Annotated in this window: 16 protein-coding genes; 6 read left to right on the forward strand and 10 right to left on the reverse strand. The window is 71.1% G+C overall.

All coding sequences use genetic code 11. From position 1 onward, the window contains the following. Positions 1 to 116 precede the first annotated feature (116 nt). The 6 genes from ACFVYA_RS45950 to ACFVYA_RS45975 all read right to left on the reverse strand — a co-directional run bounded on the left by ACFVYA_RS45950 (position 117) and on the right by ACFVYA_RS45975 (position 5281). Positions 117 to 269, reverse strand: a complete 153-nt coding sequence (locus tag ACFVYA_RS45950) for a hypothetical protein (RefSeq protein WP_387054383.1) — start codon at positions 267 to 269, stop codon at positions 117 to 119. 61 nt (positions 270 to 330) lie between these two features. Then, positions 331 to 840 carry a MarR family winged helix-turn-helix transcriptional regulator gene (locus tag ACFVYA_RS45955; RefSeq protein ID WP_387054385.1) on the reverse strand — a complete coding sequence of 170 codons (510 nt, stop codon included), beginning with the start codon at positions 838 to 840 and terminating at the stop codon, positions 331 to 333. Positions 841 to 905: 65 nt separating this feature from the next. Further along, a complete protein-coding gene (locus tag ACFVYA_RS45960; protein ID WP_387054387.1) occupies positions 906 to 2039 on the reverse strand; it encodes an ABC transporter substrate-binding protein in 1134 nt (377 codons plus the stop codon). Between the two features lie 205 nt (positions 2040 to 2244). Beyond that, on the reverse strand, positions 2245 to 3462 hold the full coding sequence (locus ACFVYA_RS45965; RefSeq protein ID WP_387054389.1) for an amidohydrolase family protein: 1218 nt from the start codon (positions 3460 to 3462) through the stop codon (positions 2245 to 2247). After that, entirely contained in the window at positions 3459 to 3893 is a 435-nt protein-coding gene (locus tag ACFVYA_RS45970; RefSeq protein ID WP_387054390.1) for a GAF domain-containing protein, read from the reverse strand. Before ACFVYA_RS45970 ends, ACFVYA_RS45965 begins: the two co-directional genes overlap by 4 nt. Further along, entirely contained in the window at positions 3890 to 5281 is a 1392-nt protein-coding gene (locus ACFVYA_RS45975) for an MFS transporter (RefSeq protein WP_387054392.1), read from the reverse strand. The genes ACFVYA_RS45970 and ACFVYA_RS45975 overlap by 4 nt, the downstream gene beginning before the upstream one ends. Before the next feature lie 131 nt (positions 5282 to 5412). Between ACFVYA_RS45975 and ACFVYA_RS45980 the strand changes: the two genes are divergently transcribed. The 4 genes from ACFVYA_RS45980 (at position 5413) to ACFVYA_RS45995 (ending at position 9295) form a co-directional block, all read left to right on the forward strand. Continuing rightward, a complete protein-coding gene (locus ACFVYA_RS45980) occupies positions 5413 to 6291 on the forward strand; it encodes a MurR/RpiR family transcriptional regulator (RefSeq protein WP_387054395.1) in 879 nt (292 codons plus the stop codon). Between the two features lie 467 nt (positions 6292 to 6758). Continuing rightward, positions 6759 to 7499, forward strand: a complete 741-nt coding sequence (locus ACFVYA_RS45985; RefSeq protein ID WP_387054397.1) for an alpha/beta fold hydrolase — start codon at positions 6759 to 6761, stop codon at positions 7497 to 7499. Positions 7500 to 7686: 187 nt separating this feature from the next. Next, a complete protein-coding gene (locus ACFVYA_RS45990) occupies positions 7687 to 8049 on the forward strand; it encodes a YciI family protein (RefSeq protein WP_285993630.1) in 363 nt (120 codons plus the stop codon). A gap of 4 nt (positions 8050 to 8053) precedes the next feature. Beyond that, on the forward strand, positions 8054 to 9295 hold the full coding sequence (locus ACFVYA_RS45995) for an RNA polymerase sigma factor (RefSeq protein ID WP_387054399.1): 1242 nt from the start codon (positions 8054 to 8056) through the stop codon (positions 9293 to 9295). 17 nt (positions 9296 to 9312) lie between these two features. On the opposite strand, the gene ACFVYA_RS46000 is transcribed toward ACFVYA_RS45995, so the two are convergent. From ACFVYA_RS46000 to ACFVYA_RS46015, 4 genes are all read right to left on the reverse strand, one after another. Continuing rightward, positions 9313 to 10770 (reverse strand): family 43 glycosylhydrolase, encoded by a 1458-nt coding sequence (locus ACFVYA_RS46000; RefSeq protein ID WP_387054401.1) that lies wholly within the window; start codon positions 10768 to 10770, stop codon positions 9313 to 9315. A 66-nt stretch (positions 10771 to 10836) separates the two neighbouring features. Beyond that, on the reverse strand, positions 10837 to 12618 hold the full coding sequence (locus ACFVYA_RS46005; protein ID WP_387054403.1) for a DUF1996 domain-containing protein: 1782 nt from the start codon (positions 12616 to 12618) through the stop codon (positions 10837 to 10839). Positions 12619 to 12881: 263 nt separating this feature from the next. Then, positions 12882 to 13610: a cupin domain-containing protein gene (locus ACFVYA_RS46010; protein ID WP_387054404.1), complete on the reverse strand. Its 729-nt coding sequence runs from the start codon at positions 13608 to 13610 to the stop codon at positions 12882 to 12884. 17 nt (positions 13611 to 13627) lie between these two features. Next, positions 13628 to 14185 (reverse strand): TetR/AcrR family transcriptional regulator, encoded by a 558-nt coding sequence (locus ACFVYA_RS46015; protein WP_285993625.1) that lies wholly within the window; start codon positions 14183 to 14185, stop codon positions 13628 to 13630. A 100-nt stretch (positions 14186 to 14285) separates the two neighbouring features. Between ACFVYA_RS46015 and ACFVYA_RS46020 the strand changes: the two genes are divergently transcribed. Together ACFVYA_RS46020 and ACFVYA_RS46025 are read left to right on the forward strand one after the other, a co-directional pair. Continuing rightward, complete coding sequence (locus ACFVYA_RS46020; protein ID WP_387054407.1) at positions 14286 to 14663, forward strand: DoxX family protein; 378 nt, start codon at positions 14286 to 14288, stop codon at positions 14661 to 14663. Between the two features lie 14 nt (positions 14664 to 14677). Then, a complete protein-coding gene (locus tag ACFVYA_RS46025; protein ID WP_387054409.1) occupies positions 14678 to 15550 on the forward strand; it encodes an RNA polymerase sigma-70 factor in 873 nt (290 codons plus the stop codon). The last annotated feature ends 40 nt before the right edge of the window (positions 15551 to 15590 follow it).

Consider the following 15590-nt stretch of genomic DNA (forward strand, 5'->3'; position numbering starts at 1 on the left):
AACGCCGTGGAGAACATCGGGTACGACACCGTCGTGCAGGACCTCGTGCCCCGCCCGTTCCTCGGCCGGGTGTTCGGCACCATCGGCACCGCTGCACGGCTGGGAGCCGCGTTCGCCTACGCGCTGGGCAGTTCCTCGTCGGCGTGGCCGGCGCCCGCGCCACCTTCGTCCTCGCCGGCACGGGGACGTTCTTGGTCCTGCTTCTCCTGGTGCGGTGCGGTCGAGGGTTCGATCGCGGCAACGGCGGCAGCAGGCGAGGTCCGTCCCATGAACACTGAGGACAGGGTCGCCGCGCCCACGTGCTCGCGGGCGCCCTGGCGGTCGTGCGAGTCAGCGCAGGCGGGGCACCATGTCCCGTGCCGCGTGGCTGAGGATCCGCAGGTCGTCCATGAAGCGTCGGCGGTGGGAGGCGGGCAGGGGCGCGAGGAAGTATTGCTCGATGTTCGCCACGTGCACCCGTGCCGCCTGTACTGCCTTCTTCTCGCCCAGTGTGGTCAGGCGCACCAACCGGCCTCGCCGGTCGTCGGGATCGTCGGTCCGTTCGACCAGACCGGCGGCGGCCATCCGATCGACCAGGCGGGTCACGCCACCTGAGGTGAGCACCTGCTCGCGGCTGATCGCCCCCATCGACAGCCCGGGGTCGCCGGCCCGGCCGAGGATCAACAGCACTTCGAACATAAGGTGGCTGATCCCGCACTCCTGCTCGATCGCCCGCCCCAGTACGTACTCGAACCGGTTGGCCGCTCCCTGCAGCCGTCCGAAAGCGACGACCAGTTCATGATCCGCGGCGTCCTTCGCCGTCGAGATCCCGGCTCGCCCGGCCTCACTTCTGGCATCCATCCCTCGATCATGCACCGGGAGGCGCCCGGTCCGGTCCTGCGGGGTGGGGACGCTGACAGCGAGGGTCATGCTCCGGGGTGCAGGCCGGGCCAGCCGGGCGTCGGGTCGCCCTTGACCTCGCCGAAGTACAGGGCGAAGGTCTGCTTCAGCTGTTCGACCTTGGCGCGGTCCTCCATGAAGCGGGGGAAACCGTCCACATGGGCGTTCGGGTACTCCCAGATCGGCTTCAGGCCGGCGGGCGGGGCGATGTCCGTGCGTACCGACCAGCTGTTGGAGGTCTGGCGTTCGGTGGACAGCTGCCAGTTCAGGTACAGCTTGGCCGCGGTCGGGTTGGCGGCCTGCCTGAGGATCGCGATCCGCTGGCCCCACGCCATGAACGGGTGCCCGTCGGGAAGTCCCATGCGGACCGGGCCGGTGCTGGTGGGGTTGCCGCCCGCGCCGATGCCGATGATCGCCGACTTGTTGGTGATCGCGGTGCCCGGCGAGAAGGTGCCGCGGGCGAACTGCGGGTTCTGGGCGGCGAGGCGCGCGATCCAGTCCCAGCCGTAGGTCTGGGTGTAGAGGGAGTAGAGGTAGAGCACCGCGTCGTCGTCGTGCGGGTAGGACGAGGCGACGGCGCCTTTCCAGCGCGGGTCGACCAGGTCCAGCGGCGTCCGCGGCGGGTTGGCCCCGGCCGCTGCGACGTCGTACAGGTAGCTGAAGGCGATGACCATGCCGGCGATCCAGGCGCCGTCCGGGTCCCGGAACTTGCTGTACAGCTTGCCGAAGCCGGCGGGCTTGTAGTGCAGCAGCCGGCCCTCGCGCTTCCAGCGGGTGAAGTCCTGCAGCGTCTGCAGCTGCACGACGTCGGGGACCAGGGTGCCGGTCGCCAGCTGGTTGTCCACGCGGACGTCGTGGTACTTGCTGTAGTCCACGATCAGCTGGAGGTCGATCGCCGGGAACCGCTGGCGGAAGGCGGTTCGCGCGCTCGCGCCGCTGCCCGAGTCGGCGAGGTCTCCGCCCGCGTAGACCACGAGCTTGCCGCCCTCGGCGAGAGCGTCCCGATACAGCTCGTCGAGGGTCCTGGTCTCCTCCGGGCCGGAGCCGCGCGACGAGTCGGTGGGAGCGGCCGCGGCGGCGGTGGCACCGAGCGCGCTGAGGCCGAGCGCGGCACCCGCTCCGGCCGCGAGGAAGCGCCGCCGGCTGGGAAGGCTGGTCATGGGGCAACCCTTTCTGGTCGTGGACAGGGAAGGGAGCGCCGATCCGCCGGACGACGGCGGTGAGCATCAACCTGACAGAACAGTATCTGCTGCATCAGGGATATGCTGGCCGAGGCCGGCGAATGTGATCTGGTTCTCGTCTCCGAGGTGCACCGGATGCCGACGGCGGCGGCCCCGGTTGCCCGTCGACGGGCTGCCTCCGGCCTCAGGTTCCGGAAACCACCGCACCGCCCTGGATGATGTGGCGGAAGTGCTTCGGCTCCGCCAGAACCCCGAGGTCGTCCAGGGGATCTCCGTCCACCACCAGCAGGTCCGCGTGCGCGCCCACGGCCAAGGTCCCGATCTCGCCCGTCAGGTTCAGCAACTCCGCCGCCGTCGACGTTGCCGAGCGGATCACCTCCAACGGCGACTGGACTTCGCCGCGCAGCCGGAACTCGTGGTTCTGGTGGCGGTGCATCCCGCCCAGCAGGTCCGTCCCGTACACCAGCTTCACGCCGCCGCGGGCCGCGCGCTCCAGGGCCGCCAGGCCCGCGCCGAGGACCTCGTCGACCTTGCGCCAGCTCGACTCCGGGAGCCCGTGCTCGCGGCCCTCTTCCTTCAGCGCCCAGTACGTCACCAGCGTCGGCACCAGAAACGCTTCGTGGGTGAGGAACAGCGAAACGCTCCGGTCGTCCAGCAGGTTGCCGTGTTCGATGGAGCGGACGCCCAGTTCCAGAGCGCGATTGACCGCTCGGGCGGTGTACGCGTGCGCCGCCACATACCGGTTCGCCGCCGACGCTTCCTCGACGATCGCGCTCAGCTCCTCGGCCGAGTACTGCGTCGAGTCGATGCGGTCGGTCGGGGACGCGACACCACCCGACGCCATCACCTTGATGTGGTGGGCGCCCTTGCGCAGCTCGTCGCGGGCGGCCGCGCGGACCGCGTCGACGCCGTCGGCCACCCGGCCCAGGCCCGCGCAGCACGGGTGGTCGTCCTTCGCGTGCGTGCCGCGGGTGCGGCTGTCGCCGTGGCCGCCGGTCTGGCTCAGCGCGCGCCCGCAGAACAGCAGCCGAGGACCGCGGAACAGCCCCTCCGCCTGGGCGTCGGCGAGGCCGTAGTCGGCGCCCGACGCGTCGCGGACCGTGGTGAACCCGCGGTCGAGCATCCGGCTCATCGTGCGGGCGGCGTGCGCGGCCACGTAGGACGGTGACGACGACGGCAGCGAACCCAGGTCCGCGGTCGACGCCGTGACGTGTACGTGCGCGTCGATCAGCCCCGGCAGCCCGACCGCGCCCCGGACGTCGATCGAACGCACGTCGGCCGCGGCGAGACCGGGCCCCGCCTCCACGATCCGGCCGGAATCACACCGCAGGTCGCCTTCGGTGTACTCGCCGGTCAGCGGGTCGAGCAGGCGGGCGTTGCGCAGCAGCAGGGATCCGGTCACCGGTTCTCCTTCTCCAGGTCGAGCAGGGCGGACACGGCCAGCGGCGCGAGCGATTCGGCCACCACCACCGCATTGTCGTCGTAGGTACCTTCGGCGTCGAGGATGTTGAGCACTCCGAGCGTCCGGCCGTCGGCGATCACGGGGACGTTGATGATCGAGCCGCAGCCGAGTCCTTCGATCAGGTCGTGGTCGGCGAAGATCTCCCGCACCGCCGCGCGATCCGGCCCGAAGCAGGGCTGCTGTGCGGTGATGCACTTCTCGAGCCAGCCGGCCGCGACTTCGACGGTCTTCTCCCCGCCCACCGGGTACTCCGCCGGGTGGCTGCTGTGCACCCGCCGCAACGCCTTCCGCTCCGGCACCCAGGCGAGCACCGTGAACAGCCGCACACCGATCGTGTCGCGCACCCGTTCCTCCACAGTGGACAGACTCACTTCGTCATCTCCTTCGCGGCGGCCATCGGCGCGCCGTGTTCGGTCAGTTCTTCCAGTGACCGGCCCGCGGTGGACAGGCCGAAGACGAGCACGCAGAGCACGCCCGCCGCGAGGACGGCCGTCGTGAGGCCGAAGACGCCGGCGAACCCGAGGCTCGCCGCGGACAGGCCGATGATCGTCGGCGCGAGGATGCTGCCGACTCGGCCGAACGCGCTGGACAGGCCGGTGCCGCTGGCGCGGATCCAGGTCGGGAACACCTCGGGCGTGTAGGAGTACACCCCGGCGTAGGTGCCGTTCAGGAAGAACGACAGCACCGCGCCGGCGAGGGTGATCGACCACGGGGCACTCGTCTGGCTCAGCCAGAACGCGCTCACGGCCGAGCCCGCGAGGTACAGCGCGATGGTGTGCTTGCGGTCGAGCCGTTCGGACAGCCACGCGGCGGAGAAGTACCCGGGCACCTGGGCCAGGTAGATGATGATCGAGAACTCGAAGCTCTTCGTGACGGTGATGCCGCGTTCGACGAGCAGCGTGGGAATCCACGAGAAGAAGCCGTAGTAGGAGAACGTGATCACGAACCAGACGGTCCAGATCACCGCCGTCCGGCGGCGCATCGCGGGGCTCCACAGGAACTTCAGCGCGCTGAAGAGGTTGACCTTCGGGGTCTCGGTGGCGGGCTGGGCGTCGGCGGGCGGCACCGGTGGGAGCGTCGTGCCGGTGGCCTTCTCGACGTCGCTTTCCATCTTGGCGACGACGCTTTCGGCTTCGGTGGACCGCCCCTGGGCGAGCAGGAACCTCGGCGACTCGGGCAGGGATCGCCGCCACCACAGCAACATCACGATCGGGAGCGCGGTGACGAGCTGCGCGATCCGCCAGCCTTCGTCGAAGGACGGCACGACGAACCGCCCGATCAGCGCGGCCGCGACGAAGCCGAAGGAGAAGAAGCCGGCGAGCGCGCCGACGAACCAGCCGCGCCGCTTGGCGGGCACGAACTCGGCCAGGAACGGCGCGATGATGGCGCTTTCCGCGCCGGCGCCCGCCCCGGCCAGCACGCGGGCGCCGAGGAACACTTCGTAGCTGGGCGAGAAGGACGCGACGACGGAGAACAGCGCGTAGAAGGCCAGCGCGTACATCATGACCTTCTTGCGGCCGATGCGGTCGCCGAGCAGGCCGGCCGCGATCGCGCCGAAGAGGAAGCCGAACGGCGTCGCGGAGCCGATCAGGCCCAGCTGGCCGTTGTCGAGGTGCCAGACGGCCTTGGCGCTGGGCAGCAGGAAGGCGACGACCGCCGAGTCCATGCCGTCGAAGGTGTAGCCGAGCCCGCCGATGAGCAGCAGCTTGTAGTGGGGCCGGCTCAGCGGGAGCCGATCCAGTCGTGCCAGCAGGGTCATGGGGGAACGCCTTCCGTGTCCGGGCGCCGGGGACTGCGGACAACGTATACTGCGTTTTCATAGTTTTGCAATGTTTGTTGCAAGTCCGCCTCTCTGCGTTACGGTCTACGTGATCCGAGGGAGGGGATGAAGTGGCGGAAGCCGACGACGGTTTCGAGGCGTGGCTGCGTGACCGGCTGCCCGAGCGCGGGCTGCGGCCGAAGTCGGCCGCCGTGCTGGAGGTGCTGGTGTCCCAGCCGAGGCGGGCGTCGTTCGGTTCGACGGCCGAGCTGGCGCAGCTGGCCGGCGTCAACGTGGCGACGGTGACGCGCACGGCGCAGGCGCTGGGCTTCGCCGGCTGGCCCGCGTTGCAGCAGGAGCTGCGGGCCCGGTACATGTCGTCGCTGAGCGCGCCGCAGGTCGCCGAGGAGCACCGCGGCGTCGACTCGCCGGGGTCGGAGTCGCTGCGCCGGGACCTCGACAGCCTGGCTCTGCTGAACCGGCGGTTCGACGAAGGGGTCCTCCGCGAGGTCGCGCGCGCGATCGCGGCGGCCCGCCGGACGCTGGTGATCGCCGACGGCAGCTACGCGGCGGTCGGCATCGCCTTCGCGCACAACGCGCGTCTCGCGGGTTACGACGTCCACGCGGTGACGGCGGGCGACGCGGAACTGGCGAACCAGACGGCGAAGCTGACCTCGGACGACGTGCTGGTGGCGATCAGCTTCTGGCGCCTGTACGAGAGCACGGTCCTGGCGGCGAACGAGGCGAAGAGCCGAGGCGCACGGGTGTTCGCCGTGACGGACGCGGCGAGCCCGGCCCTGGCGGGCGCGGTGGAGCAGGTGTTGATGGTGCCGGCGGAGGGCGTGACGTTCTTCCCGTCGCTGACCGCGGGCATGGCGCTGGTCCAGGCGATCGTGGCCCAGCTGGCGGCGGTCGACCCGGCGCGGACGAGCGAGTCCATCGAGGCCGCGGAGGCGATGTGGTCGCGGTTCGACCTCCTGCATCGGCGGCCGTCCACGCCCTCGCCCTGAAGCGCCACGCGCTGTCCCACGGTCGCTGCAATGGCGGCCTGACTACTCCGACGACTGCGGGTCGCGAGCAAATCCCGGCACGCCAGGAAAACCGACCCGGCGTGAAACCCGATATCGTGACTGCACCCGTACCCCGTGGTCGCCAGTACGCCGGCGAATCAAACAGATCTCCCCGTCCCATGGCCACCGTTGCGCCGAGGTGCTTCGCCGGCTGGATCGCGAACGTTTCCACCCCGCCGGAACCCGCCTGGATGAAGACCTTCCCAGGCCGGCGAGCGGCACGGAAGCGGCTTCCTCCATCGTGAGGCGCTTCGGTTTGAGGACCAGGTCGTCCTCGTGGTCGCCGATCGTGGGCTCCGGCCCGGCGTTCGTTGCCGTTCTTCCCGTAGCGGGCGCCGACCCACACCGTCTCCGCCGGCGGCGTCGACTTCGCCTACCGCGAACTCGGGCCGAAGACCGGTGTCCCGGTGGTCTTCCTGACGCACCTGGCCGCGGTCCTCGGCAACGGGGACCCGCGCGTGGTCGACGGCATCGCCGCGCAGCACCGGGTCATCGCTTTCGACAACCGCGGCGTGGGCGCCACCACCGGCACCACCCCGAAGTCGATCCAGGCGATGGCGGCCGACGCCGTCACCTTCATCCGCGCGCTCGGCCTGACGAAGGTCGACCTCTTCGGCTTCTCGATGGGCGGCATGATCGCCCAGGTGATCGCCCAGACCGAACCGGAACTGGTCCGCAAGCTGATCATCGCCGGCACGGGCCCCGCCGGGGGCGAGGGCATCAAGAACGTGACCAGGATTTCGCACCTCGACACCGTCCGGGCGCTGCTGACCCTCCAAGACCCGAAGCAGTTCCTCTTCTTCACCCGGACGCCGAACGGGAAGCGGGCGGGCAAGGAGTTCCTGGCGCGCTTGAAGGAACGCAAGAACCACCGGGACAAGCCGATCGCGCTGACCGCCTACGCCGCCCAGCTCAAGGCCATCCACCGCTGGGGCCTGGAAAAGCCGTCCGATCTCTCCGTCGTCCACCAGCCCGTGCTGGTCGCCAACGGTGACCAAGACCGGATGGTGCCGACGAAGAACACCCACGACCTGGCCCGGCGGCTGCCGGACAGCGAACTGGTGATCTACCCCGACGCCGGCCACGGCGGCATCTTCCAGTTCCACGCCCAGTTCGTCGAGAAGACCCTGGAATTCCTCGCGCGGTAGAACCGAGGGAGGCGAGTACCGTCCGCGTCACCGGCGCCAACCGCGGCTTCGGCCGGCCCAGGCAGCTCCTCCGGGGGCGACGCCGGGGTGCGGGAAAATATCTCCGGGGGCGTGTCGATCCGCGAGCCGCCCGTTCGACCAGAGGGCGCACGGGCCGGGAGCCGGCCCGCCGGACGAGGAGACCGAGATGTCGAAGTACATGCTGATCATGCGGGGCACCGACGAGTCGAACGCCGCCATGATGGCGAACATCGACGAGATGATGGCCACCAGCCGCCAGTTCATCGACGACCTGTTCAAGGCCGGTGTCTACGTGGCGGCCGAAGGGCTGGACGACCCCGCCAAGGGCGTCGTCGTCGACTTCGGCGGTGAGGCACCCGTGGTCACCGATGGGCCCTACGGGGAGACCAAGGAACTCTTCGGCGGGTTCTTCCTGATCGACGTCGCCTCGAAGGAAGAGGCGATCGAGTGGGCCAAGCGGGTGCCCGCGGCTCCCGGGGCCAAGGTCGAGGTGCGGCGGGTGCCCGGCAGCGACGAGACCCCGAACTGATCCGATGAGCACCTCCGATGTGGAAGCCGTCTGGCGGATCGAGTCGGCGCGGATCGTGGCCGCGCTGACCCGGTTCACCGGGGATTTCGGGCTGGCCGAGGACGCGGCTCAGGAGGCGGTGGCCGAGGCGCTGGTGTCGTGGCCGCTCGACCCGCCGTCCGATCCGGCCGGCTGGCTGATGGCCACCGCGCGGCGGCGGGCGATCGACGCGATCCGCCGCCGGGTCGCCCTCCGGGACCGGTACGCCGTGCTGGCGACGGATCCGGCCGTCGGCGCGATGGCCGGGCCGGTGGCCGGTGACGACGTCGACCCCGACCGGATCGACGACGACGTGCTGGCACTGATGTTCGTCAGCTGCCACCCGGTGCTCTCGCCCGAGGCGCGGGTGGCGCTGACCCTGCGGGTCGTCGCCGGCCTGTCGAGCCAGGAGATCGCCCGGGCGTTCCTGGTGCCGGTGCCGACCGTGCAGGCCCGCATCACCCGCGGCAAGAAGACGATCGCGGCGGCCGGGGTGCCGTTCGAGCTGCCGCCGCCCGCCGAGCGCCGGGAGCGGCTGGGCGGTGTGCTCAGCGTCCTCTACGTGATCTTCACCGAGGGTTCGACGGCGACTGCGGGTGACCGGCTGGTGCGCCCGGAGGTCGCGTACGAGGCGATCCGGCTGGCCCGCACGCTGGCCGCGTTGCTGCCGGACGAGCCGGAGGTGCACGGCCTGCTCGCCCTGTGCGAGCTGACGGCCGCGCGCTTCCCGGCCCGGACCGCGCCGGACGGTTCGCCGGTCCTGCTCGAGGACCAGGACCGGCACCGGTGGGACGTCTCGGCGATCCACCGCGGGGTGACCGCGCTGGCCAGGGCCTCGGCGGGCGGCGGCCTCGGCCCGTACGGGCTGCAGGCCGCGATCGCGGCCACGCACGCGGCGGCGCCTTCGGTCGAGGCGACCGACTGGGAGCGGATCGTGCTGCTCTACGAGGCGTTGGGCCGGGTCGCGCCCTCGCCGGTCGTCGAGCTCAACCGGGCCGTCGCCGTGGCGATGGCTTCGGGGCCGGAGCAGGCCCTGGCCATCGTGGACGAACTGGTCGTCGCCGACCGGCTCTCCGGTTCGCACCTGGTCCCGACCGTGCGCGGCGAACTGCTGACCCGCCTCGGCCGGCGCCCGGAAGCGCGCGCCGAGCTGGAGCTGGCCGCCCGGCTGTGCGCCAACGAGCGGGAACGTTCGGTCCTGCTGCGCAAGGCGGCCGAGCTGGGGTGACGCCGGCCGACCGGCGCTCAGGAACGCGGCCGATCTTCCTCCCGGTCGGTCGAGTACCGGAACTCCCGCAGGGACACGGTTCCGCCGCGGGCTTCCACGCCGATCATGCGGCCCGTGAAGCCGGCCGCGACCTCCGTGGACAGGTAGCGTCCGTCGAACGAGCCCAGCACCTCCGCCCGGCCGTCGTCGTCCAGAACGGAAAGCTCGATGAGGTCCGGCTCGGTGATCTCCTGGAACGGACCGGAAACGGGCGGCCGCAGAGCCCGGATCCGCAGCGAGACGACGGAACCGGCGGCGACGGTCGTGACCACGGCGCGGGCGGGACCGATCGCGACCGTCGCCGTGACCGTGGCGCCGTCCGCGGTGAGCCCGTACCAGTGCCGGTCGTCGATGCGCACCACGAACGCGGCCTCGCCGGCGGAAACGTCGAGGCGCGCCACCGCCGTCCAGTACTCGTCCAGGGCGCGGGTCAGCAGGAATCCACTGAGGACCAGCTCACCGGGTCCGGCCCAGTGGGTGCGGGGAGCCGCGCCCGGGGCCACCCAGCGCGGGTGCAGCCCGGCGCTCGCGAAGCCGTCCGTGAAGCTGTTGTCCGCCGGCGGGACCGGGTACCGGTCCTCGGCCACCACCGGCCAGCCGTCGACCCAGTCCACGCCGGCCAGGAAGGTTTCGCGGCCGTTGACGTGGAACTGGGGCGTCTTGCCGCGGGGCCGGACGCCCAGGTGGACCATCGCCCAGCTCCCGTCGGCGCACTCGACCAGGTCGGCGTGCCCGGTGTTCTGCACCGGGTGCGTCGTGCTGCGGTGGGTCAGGATCGGGTTCGTGGGCGCCGGTTCGTACGGGCCCGCCAAGGCGCGGGCGCGCGCGACGGTGACGGCGTGGCCGCGTTCGGTGCCGCCTTCGGCGAGCAGCAGGTACCACCAGCCGTCGACGCGGTAGAGGTGCGGGCCCTCCGGCGCCGCCAGGCCGGTGCCGTTCCACAGCAGCCGCGGCTCGCCGAGCACCGCGCCGGTGGCCGGGTCGATCGGCACGCTCGCGATGCCCGGCAGCTCCGGCCGGAACGACGCCCACGTGAGGTGGCAGACGCCGGCCTCGTCCCAGCAGAGGTCCGGGTCGATGCCGTCGGTGCCGGGCACGTGCACCGGGTCGGACCACGGCCCGGCCGGGTCCTCGGCGGTCACGATCAGCTGCCCCCGGCCGGCTTCGAGGATGTTCGTGGTGACGAGGTGGAACCGGCCGTCGTGGTGCCGCAGGGTCGGCGCGTAGATGCCGGTGTTCGCGGCGCCCCCGCTCGGCGGCAGCTGGCTCGGCCGGGTCAGTGCGTGGCCCACGAGCTCCCAGGAGACGAGGTCGGTGCTGCGCCGGATCGGGACGCCCGGCACGTACTCGAAGCTCGAATTCGCCAGGTAGTACGTGCTGCCGACCCGGCAGATCGACGGGTCGGGGTGGAATCCCGGAACGATCGGGACCGTCATCGAAGGCTCCTCACGGGTGCCCGCCGCGGGGATGGCGGCGGCGGGCACCCGTGCCGGGCGCCCAGGTCAGGCGTTGCAGGTCTTGTTGCGGTTGATGCAGTTGACGACCTGGTTCATGATGCTCTGCGACATCACGTTGGCGAAGTCGTCGTGGTCCGACAGGGGGTTGTGCTTTTCGGACGGGAACGAGTCCACTTTGTACTGCTTCTTGACCTGGATGTCGTGCGGGATGTCGTAGACGAGCGTGATCCGCAGCTGCGGCACCGCCTTGAAGCCGGCTCCGCAGCGGCCGTTCTTGTCGGGGAAGACGATGTGCGTGCGGTGGTTGGCGCTGTCGGTGTTCTTGCCGTCCCAGCAGCTGGGGAAGTTGTGGATCCGCTCGACCTTGCTGCCCTGGGGGCAGATCGGGTACTTGTCGGTCAGCCGGTTTTCGAAGCCGGTGCAGGTCCACGCCGCGCGGGTGTTCTTGGCGCCGTTGATGGACGGTTTGGCGTCACCGGTGAGGGCGCGCAGGAACTTCGGCATCGCGACGACCTGGCCGGCCGCGCTGCCGCGGAAGGTGATCCCGACCTTCGCCGGTCGCTGGATCTCGCCGTCGTTCTCCGGCAGCTCGTTGTTGGCGTCCGGGCCGGGCAGCGGCGGTGTCGCCGTCGCACCGCCGTTGTTCCCGTTGTTGCCGCCGTTGTTGCCGCCCTGGCCGAGGCTGCAGGGGGCGAGGGCGTCGAGCCCCTGGGGCCGCGCGGCGGTCCGGCCGATGGCGATGGCCATCCGGTCGATGGTGGCGACGCGCTTGTCCTTGAGCGGGCCGAGGATGGCGTTCTGGACGAAGTTCGGACCACCCTGGCCCTGGGTGCTGACGAGCCGCTGGTTCGCCTCCTGGATCTGCGTGTTCAGCAGCTGCAGGTTGCGGTCCACTTCGGCCTTGGCCGACGCCGGGACGGCGGGGAGCTTGCTCGCGACGTCCGGGCAGGTGATCTGCTGCGCCGCGCCGGCGGGGGCGCCACCGCCGTTGCTCACGGGGTTGCCGCCGGTGCCGGCCTGCTCCTTGAGCGCGCAAGGGGCGAGGGCGTCGAGGCCCTGTGGCTTGGCGGCGGTGCGGCCGATGGCGATGGCCATCCGGTCGATGGTGGCGACGCGCTTGTCCTTGAGCGGGCCGAGGATGGCGTTCTGCACGAAGTTCGGGCCGCCCTGGCCGCGAGTGCTGATCAGCCGCTTGTTGGCTTCATCGATCTGCGTGTCGAGCAGGTCCAGGTTGCGGTTCACCTCGGCCATCGCCGAGTCGGGGACGTCGGGGAGCTTGCTGGCGACGTCCGGGCAGGTGATCACCGGGGAGGCGGCGTCCTGGGCTGCCTGGTCGCGGTCGCCGTCCGGGGACTTGGCCGGCGGGTTCTTCTCTTCGTCGCCGGTGTCGATGCGGACGACGGGCCAGAAATAGGCGGATTTGTCCCCGTTTTTGCAGGTGGTCCCGGCGGCGTCGAGGCTCTTGTTGTTCGAGTCCGCGTTGGAGGAGAGGTTGCCGACGTAGTCGTGCAGGTGCTGGGCGCCGTTGCGGATGCCGGGCTGGGCGACGAAGTTGTCGGGGTTGAAGTGCTGGTTTTCGTTGCGGCCGCAGTCCACGGTGAAAGTGCCGGTGGATGCGCCGCGGGCGTTGGCGGGCTCGGCGTTGTTCGGGGCGACCTTGAGGATGTCGATGTAGAGCGCCGGGTCGGCCTCGTCGGCGCTGGCCTGGCCGGGGTCGCCGAACGTCGTCGACACCGCGATCCCGCCGGCGGCCACGGCCAACGCGAGGACACCGGTGGCGATCTTGGTGCGTCGGGAGATGCGGTGCTTTCCGGTGTTTCCGGGCATGAAGTGACTCCGATGGGGTTCAAAGGGAAGAGAATCCACTGGCCCGACACCAGTGGGGCGTTCTCTGTTAGCGATAACAATGCTCGCCCTGTGAAGAGTTAACCGATTCTTTCCGATGGATCAACGAAGGGCGGGCACGGCGTAATCGTGACCCGCGCGCGGCCCGTTGTCCAGAGCTTTGTCGCGTGAGGAAAGAGTTCGGAAATGTAGTGAACCGCACTGAACCGGGAGCCGTGTACCCAGGTGAGGCGTGGAGTGCGGGGTCAGCTGCCGAGCAGGGTCAGGCTCGGCGTTTCGCCTGGGCCGACGGGGAAGTAGGCGAGGAACGTGACGCCGTCGCCCCGGGCGTCGAACCGGGCGATCCGGGTCGATTCCGGCTCGTAGAAGACGTCGCCGGGCGTCAGCACGGATTCGGGCTCGCCGTCGACCTGGTAAACGACCGAGCCCGTCTCGATGCTGCCGAACACCGGTCCGTTGTGGACGTGCAGGCCGGGGTGTTCGTCCGGCGCGATGGTGATGCGGCGGACCTCGACGTGGTCGATCACGCGGGGTGCCGGGAGCCGCTGGTCCAGCAGGAGCGTGCGGGTGACGGGCGGGACGACGGCGGGTTCGCCTTCACCGGCCGGGTCGCCGACCTCGGTCGGGGTGCCGTCGGCGGGGAGTTCCTCGATCGCCAGGTGGGTCAGCGGCGTCGTGTCGGTGGCGCCGTGCCAGTGCCACTCGCCGGCGGCGACGCGGACCGTGTCGCCCGGCCGGATCAGCCGGGCCGGGCCGCCGCGGCGCTGGACGTAGCCGGTGCCCTCGGTGACGACGAGGACCTGGCCGAGCGGGTGCCGGTGCCAGTGGGTGCGGGCACCGGGGGCGAAGTGGACGCGGTCCACGCGGGTCCGGGACGGCCCTTCCGGGACCGCGAGCGAGGTGATCCACGCGCTGCCGGTGACGGCGTCGGCGGGGGCGGCGGTGCTGGTGGCCGGGACGTGGCGGACGTGCACTTGGCGTCTCCTGGGGGTCAGTGGGCGGTGAGCAGTGCGAGCACGCCGGAGACGGCCTGGTCGAACGGCTCGGGGGAGTTCGCGGCGCGGGCCAGCACGTAGCCGCCCTGCAGGACCGCGACGATCGTGGCGGCGAGGGCGGCAGGCTCCAGGGCGGCGGGCAGCTCACCGGCGTCGCGGCCTTCGCCGAGAACCTCGGCCAGCCGGGCGCGCAGGTGCGTGAAGGTCTCGTCCACCGGGGCCCGCAGGACCGGGTCGGCGACGACGTCGGGGTCCTGGGTGAGCCGGCCGATGGGGCAGCCCCTGAGCACTTCGCGCTCGCGCCGCAGGTAGGCGGTGATGCGCTCGACGGCGGTGCCGGGCGAGCGCAGCTGCGCGTCGGCGGCGGCCAGCAGTTCCTCGGCGCTGCGCCGGACGGCGGCCAGCGCGAGGTCCTTCTTGCCGGCGAAGTGGTGGTACATGCTGCCCTGGCCGGCGCCTGCCCGCTGCTGGATGGCCTTGGGGCTGGTGCCGACGTAGCCGCGTTCCCACAGCAGTTCGCGGGCGCTGTCGACGAGCTGGTCCCGGGTTCCCATGGGGCTCGACTGTACATACTAGTAGGTACAGAATCAACGCTGTCACAAGTTTCCGCCGGGCGGTGTCTTGAGGCCGGACACCGTTCGAGAGGAGAACGTCATGGATCTGGCACTGTGGATCGCGGCCGGCCTGCTCGCCGTCGTGGCCCTGACCGGAGGCGTCAGCAAAGTGTTCGTGCGCCCGGAGAAGCTGGCGGCCGCGCCGGGCGGGGAATGGACCGCCGACGCCGCTCCCGGCTTCGTCAAAGGCCTCGGGGTGCTCGAACTGCTCGCCGCGATCGGCCTGGTCCTGCCCGCCGCGACCGGGATCGCGCCGGTACTGGTGCCGGTGACCGCCGTCTGCTGGGTGCTGCTGATGGTGGGTGCGATGATCACCCACGTCCGCCACGGCAGCGCCGCGTTCGCCCTGCTGAACCTGGCCTACCTGGCCGTGGCGGCGTTCGTCGCCTGGGGCCGGTTCGGTCCCTCCCCGGCATGAGCGGAGGAGAGGTCATGACCGAAGCGTTCGTCGCGCACCGGAACCTGCTGTTCACCGTCGCCTACGAGATGCTCGGCTCGGCGGCCGACGCGGAGGACGTCCTCCAGGAGACGTGGCTGCGCTGGGCCGAGGTCGACCAGTCGGAGGTGCGTGAGGAGCGCGCGTACCTGGTCCGCATCACGACCCGCCTGGCGCTCAACCGGCTGCGCACGCTGAAGCGGCGCAAGGAGGCGTACGTCGGCCCGTGGCTGCCGGAGCCGCTGTTGACGACGCCGGACGTCGCCGAAGACGTCGAGCTCGCGGAAAGCGTTTCGATGGCGTTGATGCTGGTCCTGGAGACGCTGGCGCCGACCGAACGCGCGGTGTTCGTGCTGCGCGAGGTGTTCGACGTCGGGTACGACGAAATCGCGGCCGCGGTGGGGAAGACCCCGGCCGCGGTCCGGCAGATCGCCCACCGCGCGCGGCGGCACGTCGACGCGCGACGTCCGCGCGAAGTGGTTTCGGCGCGCGAGACCCGGGCGGTGCTGGAGTCCTTCCAGCGGGCCATCGAGGGCCGGGATCTGCAGGGGCTGCTGGATTTGCTGGCGCCGGACGTGGTGCTGATGAGCGACGGCGGCGGGGTCAAGCAGGCGGCCCTGCGGCCGGTCGCGGGCGCGGACAAGGTGAGCCGGTTCATCGTGGGCGGCATCGGCAAGGCGGAGATCGAACTGACCGGCGTGCCGGTGACGGTGAACGGCAACCCGGCGTTGGCGCTGCACGTGGACGGCTCGTTCGACGGGATCATGGCGGTCCGCGTGGAGGGCGGCCGGATCAGCGGGCTGTATTTCGTCCGGAACCCGGAGAAGCTGACCCGGGTGGAATCGGAGACGCCGCTGACCCTGCGCTGACGGCTGGGGTGAGCCGCGCCGGCTCCCGTAACGCGGAGCC

This window comes from Amycolatopsis sp. NPDC058278 (genome assembly GCF_042881395.1).
Classification (GTDB): Bacteria; Actinomycetota; Actinomycetes; order Mycobacteriales; family Pseudonocardiaceae; genus Amycolatopsis.